Genomic DNA, 18,751 nt, shown 5'->3' with positions numbered 1-18,751 from the left:
ATCGACCGTTGAGAAAAGCGGGATGGGAAATGACTTGTAGGAACGCACTCAATATGTCAAATCAGGTTGCAAACCGGCCGTTTGGGAAGCTCCGGCTCCCTGTTCCGCTTTTTGCTGTTGTGCCTGAAGATTTTTTTCTCGTTCAACTTCTTCTTCAATGCCAAAAATCGATTGAAACAGCTCTAGTTTTTCTGTCGATTTGGAATCCGTTGCAAATTCTTTTGCCTGTAAAATCGGTTCTTTTAACAATTGGTTAATAATCGATTTTGTATGTTTACTCAACACTTTTTTCTCGCGTTCTGTTAGATCCGGCATTTTGTTTTCAATACTTGCCATTGTTTCTGCTTGAATAGTAAGTGCTTTTTTGCGTAATGCAGTAATTACAGGAACTACACCAAGCGTTGCAATCCATTCTTTAAACATGATGACCTCGCCATGAATGATTGATCGAATTTCCTCAGCTGCCTCTTTGCGTTGAGCTAAGTTCGCTTCAACTATGCCTTGCATATCGTCAATGTCATATAAGAACATATTGGGTAAATCTCCAATACGTGGATCCATATCACGTGGGACTGCGATGTCGACTAGAAAAAGTGGACGTCCTTTTCGTAAACGTTCCACAAATTGCATGAGTTCAAAGTCAATGACATAATCTTTTGCCCCTGTACTGCTGATTAAAATATCTACATCTAGAAGAGTACATTGTAATTCTTTTAGCGACTTTGCATTTCCTTTGAATTGCGCTGCTAATTCTTCCGCTTTTGAAAAAGTGCGATTAAGAACCGTAATTTTACCGACTCCGCTACCTTGCAAGTTTTTAATCGTCAATTCTCCCATTTCACCAGCACCTAAAATTGCAATATGCTTATGCTTCAAAGAACCGAATATCTTTTTCCCTAATTCGACAGCAGCATACGAAACTGAAACTGCATTTTCTCCTATAGCTGTCTCTGCATGTGCACGCTTTGCGACAGTAATGGCTTGTTTAAACAACTCATTGAAAATCGTACCTGTTGTACCGATTTCTTGAGCTTTTAGAAAGCTCGTTCTTACTTGACCGAGAATTTGGGTTTCGCCAAGCACCATCGAATCGATTCCTGAAGCCACCGACATCAAGTGTTCAATCGCTTCGTCTTCTTCTTTAATAATCAAGTGATTCGTAAACGATTCTAACGGAAGTTCAAACCATTCCGCTAAAAAATTTTTCAAATAATAGCGTCCTGTGTGAAGCTGGTCAACAACGGCGTAGATTTCAGTACGGTTACACGTCGAGACGATAATATTTTCTAATATACTTTTAGTTGATTGTAGTACTTCCATAGCGTGCGGCAAATCAGATTCATTAAACGAAAGTTTTTCTCTGATTTCTACCGGCGCTGTCCTGTGATTGACCCCAATAGCGAGAAGTTTCACTAGGTGCTCACACCTTTCGCGTCTATTTCCTGCTCATAAGTATAACATACCCTATAATGCGTGAAGCATTTATTTATGAACAACCTATGAACGAGTAGGCATTTCCGCCTCTCTTTATAATGATTATAATGTAAATGCACCGGATAATCCACTAGTGTGATTTGCAAACAACGATACTTGCAACAATTTATAAAACGACACAACAAGAAGCAGAGAAATAACTAGAGCCTCTGCTTCTACTATACAGCTTATATTGAAAATCTGTTACATTCTGCCTTCAATTTCAGCCCAAACTGCATCTACGCCAATTCCTTTTTCGGATGAAAAGACGAACAGCGGATCGTCTCCGAGCATATTCAATGTTTCTCGAACAATTTTTTTATGTTTGTCCCATTTTCCCTTGGGAATTTTATCTGCTTTCGTTGCGATAACAATTGTTGGGATATTGTAATGGACAAAGAAATTGTACATGTTGATGTCATCTGCAGACGGTGCATGGCGAATATCGACGATTTGAATCGCTGCAACTAGCGGTTCGCGACCCGTTAAATATTTCTCGATCATTCCGCCCCATTTTTCTTTCTCTGTTTTTGAAACTCGTGCGTATCCATATCCAGGAACGTCAACAAAGAAGAGTTGTTCTTCAATTTTATAGAAATTCAGCGTTTGCGTTTTCCCGGGTTTCGAAGATGTTCTTGCAATATTCTTACGTCCTAACATCTTATTGATAAATGATGACTTTCCAACATTAGAACGTCCGGCAAGTGCAAATTCAGGAAAGCCGTCATCCGGGTATTGTTCCGGTCTTACAGCACTCATTACCATTTCAACGTTATGCACTTTCATAATTACTGCTCCTCCAATGCGATCGCCAATACTTCCGCGGCGTCGTCAACCAATTTAAATGATAACTCTTGACGAATCTCTTCAGGGACGTCTTCGATATCACGTTCATTTTCCTTAGGTAAAATAATAACACGTAATCCAGCACGGTGTGCACTCAATGTCTTTTCTTTAAGACCGCCAATCGGTAAGACGCGACCTCTAAGTGTAATTTCACCAGTCATTCCCACTTCACGACGGATAGGACGATTTGTCAAAGCAGAAACTAACGCTGTTGCGATTGTTACACCTGCTGACGGACCATCTTTTGGGACAGCCCCTTGAGGGACGTGAATATGAATGTCCTTTGCTTCATAGAACGAAGAATCAATACCAAGATGTTCCGCTTTTGAACGAACATAAGACAGAGCTGTTTGTGCGGATTCTTTCATGACATCGCCCAGTTTTCCGGTTAAAATCAGCTTACCCTTACCCGGGGAGAGAGATACTTCAATTTGCAAGGTATCCCCACCAACAGCAGTGTATGCCAGTCCCGTCGCAACTCCGATTTGGTTCGTTGTTTCCGCTTGACCATGGCTAAATTTCTTTTTCCCAAGGAAGTTCTCTAGCGTTTTTGAACTAATGGTAACGCTCTTCTTTTTTCCACTGGCAATTAATCGAGCAGACTTCCGACAAACGCGCGCAAGTTCACGCTCCAGAGAACGTACTCCGGCTTCTCTTGTATAGTAACGTACGATATCCAAAATAGCTGGTTGTTGGAATTTGACTTGGTTCTTCGTCAAACCATGTTCTTTCAATTGTTTCGGAATCAGATGATTGGATGCTATTGCTTGCTTTTCAAGCTCCGTATAGCCAGCAATCGAAATAATCTCCATTCGATCTCGCAGTGGACCTGGAATTGCACTCAAATCATTTGCAGTTGCGATGAACAACACATTGGAAAGATCATATGGCTCTTCTATGTAGTGATCACTAAACGTGCTATTTTGCTCAGGATCTAAAACTTCCAACATTGCAGAAGAAGGGTCACCTCTAAAATCATTCGACATTTTATCGATTTCATCCAGTAAGAAAACTGGATTCACAGTGCCAGCTTTTTTCATTCCTTGTATGATTCGACCCGGCATTGCACCTACGTATGTTCTCCGGTGACCTCGAATTTCAGATTCATCCCGAACGCCGCCCAACGAAATACGAACGAATTTTCTATCCAATGATTCAGCTATCGATTTTGCAAGTGAAGTTTTCCCGACTCCGGGAGGACCTTCGATACAAAGAATCGGACCACGAAGTGAACGTGTCAACCGACGTACAGATAGGTACTCTAGAATCCTTTCTTTAACTGACTCCAACCCTTCGTGATCTCGATTTAAAATTGTCTCGGACCGGTCAAGATCCAATTGATCTTTTGAAGCATCCTGCCACGGCAGAGCAACAAGCCACTCAATATATGAACGGATAATACCACTTTCTGCTGCAGCAGAAGGAATCTTCTCATAACGACCTAATTCGCGTACTGCTGTTTGCATCACGTCCTCAGGCATTCCGGACTTAGTAATTCGTTCACGCAACGACTCCACTTCAAGCCCTTTTCCGTCCTTATCTCCAAGCTCAGTTTGAATCGCTTTCATCTGTTCACGTAAGTAGAATTCTTTCTGAGTACGTTCCATCGCCTCCCTGACGCGCTCGACAATTTTCTGTTCGAGGTCCATAACTTCTTGCTCGTTATATAGACGGCTAATGAGCCATTCAAGACGATTTTTAATGTTACGCATTTCCAAAATTTCTTGTTTGACTTTAATTTTTAGTGGAAGATGTGAAGCGATGGTATCCGCGAGACGGCCTGGTTCAGTAATTTCAGCAACTGAATGGTAGGCATCTTCTGTTATCCGTTTCGAAATTTTCGTATATTTTTCAAAGTAGGTAAGCAAGGTTCGCATAAGCGCTTCAGACTCTGCATCCACTTCCGTTAAATCAGGGAACCCATTCACTGTGACGACGGGATATAAATCCGCTTCCTCGTAATCTGTCCATTCTGCACGTTCAATTCCTTCAATTAACACTCGGTAGGTACCATTTGGCAACTGCGTCATCGATTTCACGAAAGCCAGCGTACCGAGATGATACAAATCCTCTGGTTGAGGGTCCTCTTCTTTTAAATCAATTTGAGCAGCCAGGAAAATTAAATTGCTATTAGCAATCGCATGCTCAATTGCGAAAATGGAACGTTCTCTACCTACATCAATATGTAATGTCATCGTCGGATATATCAAAATGCCTCTAAGTGGAAGAAGCGGTATATTATGTCGTAATGCCATCGAACAAACACCTCCATCATCATTTTAACTCATTAACTATGTATGGTATACAAGGTGAAAAATGAGGGAAAAAGCTGACTCATTCAGCACAAATGCGCTTTCTCAAAGTCAGCTTTCTCCTTCAATTATGCAGTATGTTTTTCTGAATCAAGTTTAACTTCCGAGCCATCTTCAAGATAAAGAATTGGGGAGCCTTCTCCCAAAACCGAATCTTTAGTAATGACACATTTTTTAACTTCTTCTAACGAAGGTAGTTCATACATCACATCAAGCATGATATTTTCAATAATCGAACGCAAACCACGAGCACCTGTCTTTCGCTCAATTGACTCTTTTGCAATTTCGATAAGGGCTTCGTCTTCAAATTGCAATTCAACATCATCTAGACCAAGCATCTTCTGATATTGTTTAACGATTGCATTTTTCGGAAGTGTCAAAATCTGATAGAGCGTATCTTCACTTAGCTGTTCCAATGTCGCGATGACTGGTAAACGGCCGATAAACTCCGGGATGAGACCAAATTGCTGAAGATCTTCAGGAATCATTCTTGATAGTAAAGAACGATCCTCTTCTGCAGCGTTCGGATCCGATCCAAAACCAATAACTTTTTGGCCGACACGACGTTTAATAATCTCGTCAATCCCATCAAATGCTCCACCGACAATGAATAAAATATTCGTTGTATCGATTTGGATGAACTCTTGATGAGGATGTTTACGACCACCTTGAGGCGGTACACTCGCTACCGTGCCTTCAAGGATTTTAAGAAGGGCTTGTTGGACACCTTCCCCTGAAACATCACGTGTAATCGAAGCATTTTCTGATTTACGAGCTACTTTATCGATTTCATCGATATAAATAATCCCTTTTTCAGCACGTTCCACATCAAAATCTGAGGCTTGAATAAGCTTAAGAAGGATATTTTCAACATCTTCGCCTACATAACCTGCTTCAGTTAACGAAGTCGCGTCTGCGATTGCAAATGGAACGTCCAAAATACGTGCAAGCGTTTGCGCGAGTAAAGTTTTACCACTACCAGTTGGTCCAATGAGAACGATGTTCGATTTTGCAAGTTCTACATCGTCAACTTTACTTCCTGAGTTTACACGCTTGTAATGGTTATAGACCGCTACTGAAAGTGATTTCTTTGCGCGATCCTGTCCAATAATATACTCGTCAAGAATGGATTGGATTTCTTTTGGCTTTGGAACTTCTTTGAATTCGAAACCTTCTTCGAGTCCAACTTCTTCTTCAACGATTTCTGCACAAAGTTCAACACATTCGTCACATATATAAACCCCTTGTCCTGCAACAAGTTTGCGGACTTGGTCCTGCGTCTTGCCACAGAACGAACAGCTCAAATTGTCTTTTTCGTCGTTAAATTTGAACAAATTGCTCACCCCTATTCAGTGAAATCTTACAAGATTCTAACTGGTTTATCAACTATTTCGTTCTTTTGATGTATGTACACGGGTTTTACCCGCGCTTGGTGCATTGACAGGTTCAAAGTAGACAGTCATGATTTCCGCTTCAGATGGACACTTTCCGAGGGGCTTGATTTCAGTCTCCTCGGTCGCTTTGCTCCCTGTGGGGTCTTCAATCTTATTCCTCCGGAGTCGCCACCTTACGCTTCAATCATTAGCATATCCTTAGTTACAGAACTTATCACTGTTCTTTAATTAGTAAAGCTAACACTGTCTCTTATATACAAAAACAAGGCACGGGGTTCCGTGCCTTGCCCAGAGCGCTTTGGATTATTCTGCAGCTGCTTCTGTGATTTTTGCATTATCAACAAGAAGTTGAACTGTTTTGTTGAAACGAAGGTCGTTTTCGAGCATTTCAGTACCACCAAGGGCAGTTTTAATTTGTTCGATGTCCATGTTGAATTGTCCAGACATTTTGTTGAGTTCTTCGTTAATTTCTTCTTCAGTAACTTCAACATTCTCTTCTTTACCGATTGCTTCAAGAGTAAGTGATACACGTACGCGGCTTACAGCGTCGTCGTGCATTTGCTTACGAAGTGATGCTTCGTCTTGTCCAGAGAACTGGTAGTACAAGTCAAGGTTCATACCTTGCATTTGAAGACGTTGACCGAACTCATCAACCATACGGTTAGTTTCAGATTCAACCATTTCTTCAGGTACTTCAAATTCAGCGTTACGTGCAGCTGCTTCTACAAGGTCGTCGCGAAGTGCTGTTTCAGAAGCTGAGCTCTTTTCAGTTTCAAGGTTTTCTTTCATTTTCTTACGAAGCTCGTCCACTGTTTCAACGTCTTCGTCCATTTCTTTAGCAAGTTCGTCGTTCAACTCAGGAACTTCTTTTGCTTTTACTTCGTTGATTTTCACTTTGAATACTGCTGGTTTACCTGCAAGTTCAGCTGCATGGTATTCTTCAGGGAATGTCAATTCAACGTCTTTTTCTTCACCAGTTTTCAAACCGATTAGTTGCTCTTCAAAACCTGGGATGAATGAACCTGAACCAATTGCAAGGTCATAGTTCTCAGCTTTTCCGCCTTCGAAAGCTTCTCCTTCAGAGTAACCATCGAAGTTGATGTTCGCTGTGTCGCCTTCTTCGATTGCGCCGTCTTCTTTAACGACCATCTCAGCCATTGACTCACGACGCGTTTGAAGTTCCATGTCGATTTCTTCGTCTGTAACTTTTGTCTCTTGGCGTGTTGCTTCAAGGCCTTTATACTCGCCTAATTTCACTTCTGGCTTAAGTGGAACGATTGCTGTGAATACAACCGGCTCGCCCTTTTCAAGCTTTTCGATGTCGATTTCTGGTGATGCAATCGGCTCAAGACCTTCTGCACGTACAGCTGCATCGTATGCTACTGGAAGTACGATATCGATTGCATCGTTGTAAAGTGCTTCTTCTCCGTACATTTGGTTGAACATTTTGCGTGGCATTTTCCCTTTACGGAAACCAGGTGTGTTAACTTGCTTAACGACCTTTTTGAATGCTTTGTCCAATCCTTCGTTAAAAGCCTCTGCTGAAACTTCAAACGTTAACTTTCCTTTGTTACCTTCTTGTTTTTCCCATTTAACTGACATTTCCACATACCTCCGAATCATAGTGACGAATATATTTTGTACCGTTTATACGCCATTGACAACCATCTCAGTATATCATAGTCTCTTTATCTTTCAAGAAATTTCATTCAACAGCTCCACTGGAGTCCTGATCGATCTCAAAGATCAGCTTATGTAAAGCTGTTTGAGGAAGGGGAGCCCCTTCAAATAGGAACATAGAATAATTTTCATAGGCACATGCAACGGCTTTCGCTGGAGCACCCCAATCAAGAGGATAACTGATTAAAGTGAACTTTTTTACAGCCTCTTCAATTAGAGAAAGTCGAGAGGGATCTTTGTCCATTGCTTGTTGGAGCAGTATACGAATTTCTTTTGTAAGTGGGTCTTCGCCTGGTAGTGGGAGCTGAGATGGTATGACACTAAGTCCTCTCCCAAACTTTCGTATAACTAGCGAGTCTTTAAACCCTGAATTCCGCAACAAAACCAACGCAACAGTTCTTAACACAGGTGGGAGGTTGTCATAAACTGCAATTTCAGCGAGTAACTTCTGAAAATCCTTGGATACATCACTTTCCATTTGGTCAAGTAACTGGTGCTGTTGAAAACGATCCATTTGTAAAAAAGCTTCAAATGAGACTACTTCTTTTGGTTGCGCGACAAAGTCGTCCGCAAACCTATTTAATAATCTCCCGTTCAACTCACGCAGATACATAAACTTTTGTTTAAGTTCACTAGGGATAATTTCTTCATCCAGAAGAGCTCCAATGGTGTCTTCCACTTCCTCATAATCCTGAAGTTGCATACAAATCGCAAGGTAAAGCTCCATTGTTTCAAAGTATTCACTCATATCACTTTGTAACCACTTCGCTGCGTAAGGTTTGGCTTTAGCGAATTCCTTCGTTTCATAGAGTGCTACTGCAAGTATTCCCGGTATTTCAGGTAAATTGGGGGCAATTTCAAGAAGCTGTTCTGACAACCTGACAGCTTTTTCAAATTCCTCTGCTTGCATTGCATCTTCGGCTTGGTCTAGCAATCGCTCCACCGTTCCGGGAAAGACAATCATATTCCCTTTTTTATGCAGTCTTTTCCGATTGCGTTTCAAGTCCTTCACCTGCTTTCACTGATACTATAGCACAGCATTTCATATGAACGCATGTTAAACGGGCAGTCGCAGGTTTATTCTTTTTTAGGGATTAATATTTTTTCCACCTCGACACCTTCATGAGCTAGTCGATTTTCAATAGGTGGAAGAAATTTCATAAACAATCGATTCATATTGAGTGTTAACTTAATATCATCACTAAACTTAAAATCAAACTCTGATTTCCCATCATCTGCAGGTACCGACCTGAACACCGCTTCATCCACATCACTCCACGTATACGAATGAGTTTGAAAAGATAACAGCGGACGATACGTTATTCCATCATCCGATAACATTGTATAGTTCAGTGAAGCTATGTAAAAACTTAAGCCTGCCAATATCGTTAACCCTATACTTATTAATATGGATTTTTTGCTCATATACATTGCATATAGAACAAATGATGCCGCAATTAGAAAAACGAAAGCTACTGCATATACCGTGTAAACACCTCCAGAAACAAAAATGAACCAACTCCCCGATTCGAAATAGATCGAATTCGCTATGAAATTAGGCAGCAAAAAGACGAAAAACGGTGTCAGTAATAATAAGGAAATCCCAATAACCATTGGGATATGTCTCCGTTCTGTGTGAATAGCAATCCACATCCTTGTTCACTTATTTCCAATTCGCTTTCAACTTCTTCATCTGTTTAGCATCATCTTCCGATTCGATTAATCGGATTCCTAAATTCCGGATGTCTTCATCCTGAGTCGCTTCAAACAATTTATGAAGTCCTATTATTATATCGCTTCGGATCATCGTAGGATGGACGCCATTCATAGCATTATAGAAACGATTCGATAGATAATCCTCAACCAGCTTCTTCTGCTCAACACCGCCAAGTGCTATTTTCCAAAATGATTGTAACGCATGTCGGGACGTAACAAATTTCTCATCCTCTGCAACAGTACAGAGAGATGAGAAATTATTTATAATACGATTATCCGGATCACTTTTAGCAAGACCAGCCAGGAATTGCGCTCCTCGTGCACGTTTATGGGGATCTTTATCGTGCAGCCATTCAGCAAAAAGCCCCCATACCTCATATGCCCAATCCACAGGTTCTTCGATTTCCTTTTGAATCGTTAGGAATGCTTCATACTGATTCGTCTTGTCTGAATCACTGAGTTGCTTTAAATAGTGTTGGATAGAATATTCCATGTTTACTAATCTGACTCCTTATTAATTGAATGCCATTCGATGTGTTGTTTCGGAAGCCGAATCATCAAATTCAAACCCATTATGACGATAAAAAGCATCCGCTTTAGATGACTCTGTTTTAACAGTCAATTCGTGAAACACGTTGCGTGCATGCTCTACAATCTCTTTCAGTAACAACGATCCCGCACCGTTTCTGCGTTCACTTGCTTCTACGTAAAAACGTTGAAGTCGCCCAGTGTTCGGATCTCCTCCTGGAACCGTAAAACGATTCACGCCTCCAATTGCTACTACTTTCCCTTGCTCATCTTTTACACAATACAATGCCTCGCCTGGATCGGAAAAGGTATTAATACCTTCTTTATAATCTTCTGCAAGTCGTGTTAAAAAACGATATCCTTCTTCTTCGCTTTCAGAAATAAGTGATTCGATATTAAGTTTCGTCAAGTCTTGAACTGTTTCCACTACGTATGTCACTTCACTCGCTCCTCTACTATTATATTAGATACACGTTCAGCTCTTTTGTCATTCTATAAAACGAGTGAAAATTCCTTCTTTTTAGAAAAAAGATGGACAATTCGCCTTGATGGATAGGGAGCCATTTATCAGGGTTATGCAAGTACAGCAGCCTTATTCAACGCCTCCGCGGATGATGCAACTTCAGTTGTAGACGTTTTAATCTCCAGGACACCATTAATTACTTCGTTCATTTGTTGTTGCACAGTCAACACAAGGGACCCACTACTTTCAATAGCATTCACGACATCATGAAACGTTGAATTCGTTAGCTCAGACGCAGTTGCTCCTTCACGTACTGCATGATTAACGGCGTGCAAATCATCAAGTACCTGACCTTTAATATCATTTGAATTCGAAATGAGTTTTTGAATTTCAGTAACTGACCGCTTCGTTTGCTCAGCAAGCTTTCGCACTTCTTGGGATACAACCGCAAATCCTTTACCGTGCTCACCCGCACGCGACGCTTCAATCGCAGAGTTTAACGATAGCAAGTTCGTTTGGTCAGCAATCTTCTGAACTATACCAATAACAGCTGCAATCTTATCGGAAGCCTCTCCTAAGTGTTCGATACTCTCCATCATTCTCTCTGTATACGATTCAATTGCTTCAATTTTCTCCAATAAATTAGTGAGACGAACTTGACCTTCACTGACAGATATTTTTACAAACTCTGCCTGCTCATTACTGTCTTTTGTAGTTACGTTCACCTGACGAATCGTCGTACTCAACATTTCAGCGGATGCTTGAGTCTCTTCTGCCAAAGCTACCAACCCTTCACTAACTTCTAACATCGTGTTTTTAAGGTCAGCTTTCCCATTTTGAAATTGTTCATTTAATTTCTTTTGAGTTTCATTGTCATATCCTTCTAAAACAAGCTGTTGCTCCAAGCTAATCATCTTATTAATTGCTGAAAGTAGTAAATGGATTTCTTTTGAATTGTCTACCTCTCTGCAGACGATTCCCAGCAAAGTATTTTGAAGGTTCTGGAACGCACTCATGTAGGATGAAGGAGGTAATCCAATTGAGTAATGAGCTTTCGCTACACGAAGTTGTTTTTGGATGAATGCATCATTGATTACTCCATCAAACATTTCGATAATATGCTTTTTCAATGTATCTCGTAACCATTCTTTTGTCGTATGTTGTTCGATCATTTCTTTTAATTCTCTCACTTGCAAAATTGTACCGTAAAAATTATCGACCAACTCATCTCCATGCATTAAAATTATCGGCTGAAGAGCCTTAATTAATCTTAAATCCTCTTCCGTTAACTGTATCATGTTTATTTTCTTACTAATTTCCTTATCTTCTATTCGAATTTCAACATTCATGGTTCTTGCCATTTCAATGAACTTTGGCTTCATTTTGGTTCTATTCGTATTAAAAAATACCATTACGTTCTCCTCCAGATTACTCAGTGACAGAGGCAAGCTGTCATAACCAAGTTTACAAAACGGGCTGACAGTGATGCTTTTTTGTCTAATCATTAAAAGTATGGGACACTTCTAGCGATAAAAGACCACTTTATTGCTTTTATTTCCCATCTACTATTAATAATTCTCTATCGATTTGCAAAACCCTTTAAGCGATAGGTCAATTTACATAACCTTAACACAGTAAAAGGATATACTGGTTCCACACCAAATAGAGAGAAACCAATACCCTTTGCATGATATTGGTTCCTCTCTATTTAATTATCTTTAGCTGTCCTCTCATCGATATGCAAGTCTCCATTTCCTTGGATTTCCGCATAGAAGACTTGATCGACTCGATTAATTCCTTTCTTTTTTAACTGGTCATACACCCATTGCTCCGTTAGGTTAAGCTCCGATAAATTTTCCAAAACGAGTTCTCCATCTGAAATAATTTCAGTCGGAATGTATTTGGGGTCTTTTGTAGAAGCCTTTACATCAGCTTTGGTTGCATTCTCTTGACTTGTCCGTTTCATGACACTTAAATTCCCGTTGACTTCAAAGATCGCAAAATACACATCTTTTATCGAAAAAATGCTTTGTTCACGTAGTAGCATATTGAGGTCATTAAGATCGAGACGTGCTTTTTTTAATGATCCTTCTTCAATTTTCCCATCCCGAATAATAATTATTGGTTTATCGTCTAACAAGATACGTGCTTTTTTGGATTTCATCGCAATATAATTCATCGCAATCGTCAATACTGCCCACCAGATCATTGCAACTAACCCGTCTGTGAATGGCGTCTCAGATTCACCAGCGATGTCAGCGGCAATGGATCCAATCGTGATGCCAGTCACGTAATGGAAAAATGTTAACTGGGAAATTTGTTTTTTCCCCATGAAACGAGCCAATAATAGGAGCACCAGAAACGCTAGCGTGGTGCGCAAGATCATTTCCCAGAAATCAACTTTAAAGAAATCTGTATGTTCCATAGTACAATTGCACCTCCGTCTTAAAGGGAGTATGCGCTTTTTCAATAGAACCAATACGTTAAATAATTGCTAATGGAAGATTTAAGGTGCTATAAAAGATTGTATCCCTGCCGATAAGACATTTCTATGCAAGTCTTGTCCTTACATGCTGTTAGGGAGTCCCTCTACTGATGATAGTTTATTTGGTAATCATTGATTTGATGGTTGTTATCACTTCTGGGTTGATTGGAAAACGAAAACTCCCGTGTTCCCGGACTGCAGATCCAAAATGAACTTCTGTAATCCCTGTGGCTTCTATAAATTCTGTCAATCCTTCAGGTGTCATACCATTCCCAGCTAAAATGGTTACTGATGTATTTTGGGTCTTCTCCACCAATTTCCTGATTTTTTCTAACGATTGGGGGGCTGGCGCTTGTCCGCCTGAAGTTAAGATTCGCTGGATTTGAGGGAAGTCGCCAATCATATCAACCGCTTCTAGCTGATCTTCAATTGCATCGAATGCCCGATGGAATGTTATCTTTAAGTCTCCTGCTGCATCTAAAAAACGCTTCAAATTGACAGTATCCACCCGATTGTTTTCATCTAATATGCCGATAACAATTCCTGCAGCTTTTGTCTGTTGAATGTGATGGATATCCGCAAGCATCACTAGAATGTCTTCCTCCGTATAATTGAACGTTCTGCTATGAGGACGGACAATGACGTGGACTGGAATCGATACTCCCTCAACCACCGCTTCAATCAACCCTAAACTTGGTGTCAATCCACCTTCAGTTAGTGCTGAACATAATTCCAATCGGTCTGCTCCTGCTTGTTCAGCTAGAAGAGCATCTTGTAGGCTTGTTGCAATAATTTCTAGTTTCATAGTCGAATACCTCCTTGTAAAGTCAAAAAGTAACCGCCCATTTCCTGAAGTAAAGGAACTGAATGAGGGTTACTTGTTAGGTTAACAGTATACGCTAATCTACAACTTGTTCAATCATCTAGAAGACGTGATTCAAGGAGTAGGTTGAGCAGCTTTTAGTTTCTTAAATTCACGGTATAACTCAAACACACTAATCGCCAGAACTATCCAAAGAGCAGGGCTGGATAAGGACAGACCAACTTGTGAATTTCCTCCCAACAGGCTAAACACAATAATCAGCCCCATCAGATAAATCACCGTTGCAGCCCCCCAAAGGAAATTAAATCTCAATGTATTATTTTTTAGAAGAGGAGTTGTATAGCAGCCAACAAACAACATCAGGAGTAAGAATACACTGACTATCGGTTTAGGAATAGACAACACCTCGTTTAACTTAGGAAAGAAATCACATGCCATTAACAGGGTAATGGAAATTACAATAACTCCAATCGAGATCCAATTTTTATTAATCATATAACAATCCCCCATCATTGTTCATCGCCGTTGGTTACTCTCAATACGTAAAATTATTAGTAATGATGTCGCTAAAATTCGTAGTGAAATCTACATTTTCTCACCCGAGAAGGTGCTGTAATTCATTCGTCATCTCTACAACTAACTCCGGTCTACCATGAAACTGAGCAGGGGTATTTTGAAAAAGCTCAACTCGCCAAAATCCATCTTTTTTAACAGCAACTAAAGTTTGAATGGCATTTACTTTAGGCTCAATATCCGTCTTTCCTGGGGGAATCATACCCGCTATTGCATGTATAATTGCGACTTCTGTTCCTAAAAGCCTAATCTCTTTAACCTTAGTTATAAAACGTGCAGTTGGATGTTGTTCAAATATAGGCTCTAGGTGCAATAGAATTTCTTTTTTTCCGATAACTTTACTTCCATCAAATCCTATTTGCACTCCTTGCTCTTCGAATTAATCAGCCATTCTTTGTGCATCACGATTATTCCAAGCAGCTATTAGGTTTTGATAAAGATTTTCGATTTCATGTTGGTATGAAGTGTTCAAGTTCTTCGCCACCCTAAATATTGTATTTTAAATCGCTGTTCATTTTATGTTTAGGAAACCATTCACAAGGTCAACATCATACGAACGGATTGCATCATATGTCCATCGAAATCTTCCTCAAACTGGTCAATCAAAGTGAATCCTTTTGCATCGTAGAACGCCTTTCCGATCAAGTTCTCTTTTTCAACAGTTATGTAAATCTTTTTAACATTTTTAATTTGAACGATTCCCTCTTGTAACAACGCTGTTCCAATCCCACTTCCTTGATAATCTGGATGAAGATAAATCGCAGCTAATTCGGATTCGCCGTCATCGTTCACAGGAGAAAAATTTGCAAAGCCCACGAGGATTCCACCCTGTTCTGCAACAAGCATCATCGAGTGGTTCAAGCGACGCGCCAACATCTCATTACTATAGGCGCTGGATAAAAATCGTTCTTGAACTTCATATGGAATGATGCCTTCGTAGGTTGCATTCCAACTGATTTTTGCCACCTCTTGTAGTTGTTGAGTGTCTTCTGCCTTCATATTCCGGATTGTATGCTGCATGTAAACCACTCCTATTTTAAAAGTACTTCCATCTGTTGCGACTACCAACATATAGTAGTGAATTATTCCAAACGTTCACTTAGATACTGTTCATAAGCTTTTTGTACTTTGTCTTTTTTGGGAGAGGATACATGGATTGTTTTATGGATGTCACGGAGCATGTACAACCCCCAGAATAGACATCCTACAACGATTCCAAACGCAAGAACTCCCCAAACACCGGACCGGCGATAACCAGTAAAAGCGCTCCTAAAATTGTTGCTACTACAATAAAACCAAATAGCGCCATTAATTTTCTCCTTTTATTTCAAATTTCCGCACTTTTTTAAAAGTATACAATCTACTTTTAGATGAGCACGTACAGAACTAACATGAATATCCAAATAAAGGCATAACCAATTTCAAGTACTACTACGTTTTTGTCGGCTTTATTGATAAGACTTACAATTATATCAACTAGAGACAGAACTGCTGCTAGTAGAAAAACCCACATTAAGTAGTACAAATCGAGATGATTAAAGATCGCCATGAACAAAAAGAATGTCATTCCGATTATCATGAACACTCGAATAAATGTTAGGATTTTGGAGTTGGACTTGTGTTCCACCTTTTGAAAAAATACATTCATTATACTACACCTTCATTCAATTGAAGTGGCCAAAATCTATTTCTGGAATGCCTATGATTTTTAGTTTTTTAAATTGTAAGAGCGCATCTCTCTGTCCTATTAATTGAGTGGACCATAGATTTCTATGAATTCTCCAGTATATGCATTTATCACAACTGTGGCTTGCCTTCCCTCGTATTCCATTGTGATCTCCCATTTCCGCTCATTCATCAGTTCACTCCAAAAACCTTTACGTTCCACTAACTCAACACGCTTCAGTTCCCAAGGAAAAACTTGTTCTGTTACTTTCGGAAATGATGCTTGGCATTCCTCCGGTGGCGTAACTAGATGTTTTTTGGCTTCTTCGATTGCCTGGTTCGTTTCAAGAACAGGTGTTTGGTGCATATATGTGATTCCAAGTAAAGCGATGGCACATATTGCTAACAAGATACTTTCATTTAATATCTCCTTAAGTTGATTACCTCAGAGGAAACCAAAACCCCATAACATTGACTGCTTTGATTGATTTATCATTGAGCTCGATTTCTCCTGTAGAAAAAACAGAGTACCAGTTATAGGAGTAGCCTTGTATGGTGTACTCGTTCGTTTGTAATTCCATCGTATCCTCACTAACTATTTTTACGACTTCCACACATTCAGTTACCAAACATTCGATTCCATAAGTAGCTTTTAGATAGTCATCAAATTCTTCAGTTGATAAAGGGACACGATAGACATTGACTACAATTCCAGCTACTAAAATTAGAATGAACTTGTTGATAGTAGGTAACTTCGCATTTAAAACAAGTCCGACTGTACATATTAGCGTTACATACAGCGCTGACTGTTCATGAAAAATTTTAAAGAAGAAAAAAGAACTGATGAGAATAACCAATAAATATCTAGTTAAAAACTCCGTTTCTATTTTATTAGCCATTACAAAATAGGTTATTACAAGCACACTAATAAAAAATGTATATGAAAGAATAAGCAACTGTCCCACGCCCTTCAAATGTTACTTATTTAAATAAATACAATCGGGAAAAATGAAATACTTCCTAAAACTATTAACCATCCAAACGCCGTTAAAAGAATTAATCTTTTTTTCATCAAAGTTTCAGCAACCTGATCAAGATTCTTTGTATAGTTACGTATTCCAAGACCAAGCCCCCAAGCACCAACACTAAGAAAACACATGCTTAAAATGAACAACGTGTTGGGAAGCGAACCTCTCATACTACTCGATATCAAACCACTCAAACCTAAATACAGAAGTGAAATCAGTGCAATCGTATATCCGCACAGGATCCACCTAGGCGATACTTTTCTAATCATCTCTTCACTCCTAACAAAAAAGAACCTCTTTAGACAATTCTATCCAAAGAGGTTCTGTATAGCAATTCAATTTTTTAACTATTCTTATCAATTCATACGGACAAGGATTTCATTGCATCTTTGATTTGTTTTGCAGCTTTTTCGATGATAGAACGAGAGCATGCGAGGTTCATACGGACGAACCCTTCTCCCCCAGGACCGAATGCTTTTCCCTGATTCAACGCGACGTGCGCTTTCGATAGGAAGAATGTTTCCAATTCTTCAGAAGTCATTCCGAGCTCTGTACAGTCAATCCAAGCTAGGTACGTTGCTTCTAATGGGAGAACTTTCAATGCAGGAACGTTCTCTGCAAAATAATTTGTTACAAATTTCAAGTTCCCTTCAACGTATTCCAACACGTCTTCAAGCCATGGAACGCCATGGGTATATGCAGCCTCTGTAGCGACAGGTCCAAACGAGTTTGGCATGCCGATTGAATTCCGCTCGGTTTCCGTTGTGAATATCTCACGTAGTCCTTCATTTGGAATAATGATATTGGATGTTTGTAATCCTGCTAGGTTAAAGGTTTTACTTGGTGCGGTGCACGTTATACTATTTTGTGCGAATTGCTCTGAAAGCGATGCAAACGGGATGTGACTTCCTTTTTTGAACACTAGATCCGAATGGATTTCATCCGAAATGACTAAAATTCCATGTTCCATACAGATTTCCCCGAGTCGTAGCAAGTCTTCTTTCTTCCAAACGAATCCACCTGGGTTATGCGGATTACATAGCATGAATAGCTTCACTGACTCGTCGATTTTCGAAATGAGATCCTCGAAATCCATTTCATAAGATCCATTGTTATTGACGAGTGGGTTATATACGACTTCGCGATCATTTGTTTCTGTCACTTTCATGAAAGGATAGTAGACAGGTGGTTGCACAATAACTTTATCACCAGGTTTGGTAAAGGCTTGCACCGCTAAGCTCAATGCTGTGACGACACCTGGACTGTGGCAAATCCATTCTTTTTCAATTGTCCAGCTATGGCGAGTTTTCATCCAATCAATGATTGACTGGTAATAGCTCTCTTCCCTGATTGTATAGCCGAAAATTCCATGAGATGCCTTATCTGCGACAGCTTTTGACACTTCGTCTGGCACTTTGAAATCCATGTCAGCTACCCAAAGGGGCAATAAGTCTTTTTCACCAAACAATGCTTCTGCCCCATCCCATTTAACGCTCGATGATTTCATGCGATCCACAACCGTATCAAAATTGTATTTCATGTGTCATTCTCCCTTCTATTCATTAAAATTCCAACTCTACTTACCCTCTCATCGTATCTTTAACTAGAGGTGGTGTACAAAAATCAGCTTAAGTAGCTCTCCCTCTATAAATGTTGATGTATCAACGGTTTGACCCGTTGTTAGGGTGCCAAAAATATTTTTTTGACACGCAGATAAACAATAATAATTAGATATTTGAATCTTCAAACGTCCATGGGTACGCTA

19 protein-coding genes and 1 pseudogene are annotated in these 18,751 nt (G+C 39.9%); all 20 read right to left on the bottom strand.

The genetic code is table 11. The features are described 5' to 3' along the window. Positions 1–48 precede the first annotated feature (48 nt). Entirely contained in the window at positions 49–1,413 is a 1,365-nt protein-coding gene (hemA, locus tag M3197_RS11460; protein ID WP_251661707.1) for a glutamyl-tRNA reductase, read from the bottom strand. Positions 1,414–1,677: 264 nt separating this feature from the next. Beyond that, the gene (gene yihA, locus M3197_RS11455; protein ID WP_251661705.1) at positions 1,678–2,259 is read right to left on the bottom strand and encodes a ribosome biogenesis GTP-binding protein YihA/YsxC; all 582 of its coding nucleotides are present in this window, start codon (positions 2,257–2,259) and stop codon (positions 1,678–1,680) included. 2 nt (positions 2,260–2,261) lie between these two features. Then, on the bottom strand, positions 2,262–4,574 hold the full coding sequence (gene lon / locus M3197_RS11450; protein ID WP_251661703.1) for an endopeptidase La: 2,313 nt from the start codon (positions 4,572–4,574) through the stop codon (positions 2,262–2,264). Between the two features lie 125 nt (positions 4,575–4,699). Then, entirely contained in the window at positions 4,700–5,965 is a 1,266-nt protein-coding gene (clpX, locus tag M3197_RS11445; RefSeq protein ID WP_251661701.1) for an ATP-dependent protease ATP-binding subunit ClpX, read from the bottom strand. A gap of 363 nt (positions 5,966–6,328) precedes the next feature. Beyond that, positions 6,329–7,627 carry a trigger factor gene (tig, locus tag M3197_RS11440; RefSeq protein ID WP_251661698.1) on the bottom strand — a complete coding sequence of 433 codons (1,299 nt, stop codon included), beginning with the start codon at positions 7,625–7,627 and terminating at the stop codon, positions 6,329–6,331. 103 nt (positions 7,628–7,730) lie between these two features. Continuing rightward, the gene (locus M3197_RS11435; protein ID WP_251661696.1) at positions 7,731–8,708 is read right to left on the bottom strand and encodes a tetratricopeptide repeat protein; all 978 of its coding nucleotides are present in this window, start codon (positions 8,706–8,708) and stop codon (positions 7,731–7,733) included. Positions 8,709–8,782: 74 nt separating this feature from the next. Beyond that, positions 8,783–9,319: a hypothetical protein gene (locus tag M3197_RS11430; protein ID WP_251661694.1), complete on the bottom strand. Its 537-nt coding sequence runs from the start codon at positions 9,317–9,319 to the stop codon at positions 8,783–8,785. A 49-nt stretch (positions 9,320–9,368) separates the two neighbouring features. Then, positions 9,369–9,914: a hypothetical protein gene (locus tag M3197_RS11425; protein ID WP_251661692.1), complete on the bottom strand. Its 546-nt coding sequence runs from the start codon at positions 9,912–9,914 to the stop codon at positions 9,369–9,371. A gap of 21 nt (positions 9,915–9,935) precedes the next feature. Further along, positions 9,936–10,388 (bottom strand): GNAT family N-acetyltransferase, encoded by a 453-nt coding sequence (locus M3197_RS11420; RefSeq protein WP_251661689.1) that lies wholly within the window; start codon positions 10,386–10,388, stop codon positions 9,936–9,938. Positions 10,389–10,522: 134 nt separating this feature from the next. Further along, entirely contained in the window at positions 10,523–11,824 is a 1,302-nt protein-coding gene (locus M3197_RS11415; RefSeq protein WP_251661688.1) for a globin-coupled sensor protein, read from the bottom strand. Positions 11,825–12,120: 296 nt separating this feature from the next. Further along, positions 12,121–12,837 (bottom strand): DUF421 domain-containing protein, encoded by a 717-nt coding sequence (locus M3197_RS11410; protein ID WP_251661686.1) that lies wholly within the window; start codon positions 12,835–12,837, stop codon positions 12,121–12,123. A gap of 178 nt (positions 12,838–13,015) precedes the next feature. Further along, the gene (locus M3197_RS11405; protein ID WP_251661684.1) at positions 13,016–13,702 is read right to left on the bottom strand and encodes a copper homeostasis protein CutC; all 687 of its coding nucleotides are present in this window, start codon (positions 13,700–13,702) and stop codon (positions 13,016–13,018) included. Between the two features lie 132 nt (positions 13,703–13,834). Further along, positions 13,835–14,215 carry a hypothetical protein gene (locus M3197_RS11400; RefSeq protein WP_251661682.1) on the bottom strand — a complete coding sequence of 127 codons (381 nt, stop codon included), beginning with the start codon at positions 14,213–14,215 and terminating at the stop codon, positions 13,835–13,837. A 100-nt stretch (positions 14,216–14,315) separates the two neighbouring features. After that, a pseudogene (locus M3197_RS11395) lies at positions 14,316–14,765 on the bottom strand (SgcJ/EcaC family oxidoreductase). Positions 14,766–14,827: 62 nt separating this feature from the next. Further along, positions 14,828–15,313 carry a GNAT family N-acetyltransferase gene (locus M3197_RS11390; protein ID WP_251661680.1) on the bottom strand — a complete coding sequence of 162 codons (486 nt, stop codon included), beginning with the start codon at positions 15,311–15,313 and terminating at the stop codon, positions 14,828–14,830. Between the two features lie 346 nt (positions 15,314–15,659). Continuing rightward, positions 15,660–15,941 carry a hypothetical protein gene (locus M3197_RS11385; RefSeq protein ID WP_251661678.1) on the bottom strand — a complete coding sequence of 94 codons (282 nt, stop codon included), beginning with the start codon at positions 15,939–15,941 and terminating at the stop codon, positions 15,660–15,662. 99 nt (positions 15,942–16,040) lie between these two features. Next, positions 16,041–16,367, bottom strand: coding sequence for a hypothetical protein (locus M3197_RS11380; RefSeq protein ID WP_251661676.1), 327 nt, complete (start codon positions 16,365–16,367; stop codon positions 16,041–16,043). A 31-nt stretch (positions 16,368–16,398) separates the two neighbouring features. Then, positions 16,399–16,857, bottom strand: coding sequence for a hypothetical protein (locus M3197_RS11375; protein WP_251661675.1), 459 nt, complete (start codon positions 16,855–16,857; stop codon positions 16,399–16,401). Positions 16,858–16,943: 86 nt separating this feature from the next. Then, positions 16,944–17,255 (bottom strand): hypothetical protein, encoded by a 312-nt coding sequence (locus M3197_RS11370; RefSeq protein WP_251661674.1) that lies wholly within the window; start codon positions 17,253–17,255, stop codon positions 16,944–16,946. A 92-nt stretch (positions 17,256–17,347) separates the two neighbouring features. After that, positions 17,348–18,526 (bottom strand): MalY/PatB family protein, encoded by a 1,179-nt coding sequence (locus M3197_RS11365; protein WP_251661673.1) that lies wholly within the window; start codon positions 18,524–18,526, stop codon positions 17,348–17,350. Positions 18,527–18,751 lie beyond the last annotated feature (225 nt).

It is taken from the genome of Sporosarcina aquimarina (assembly GCF_023715615.1).
Taxonomy (GTDB): domain Bacteria; phylum Bacillota; class Bacilli; order Bacillales_A; family Planococcaceae; genus Sporosarcina; species Sporosarcina aquimarina_A.
Note: the sequence above shows the minus strand (reverse complement) of the source record. Positions and strands in the feature narration are given on the sequence as shown.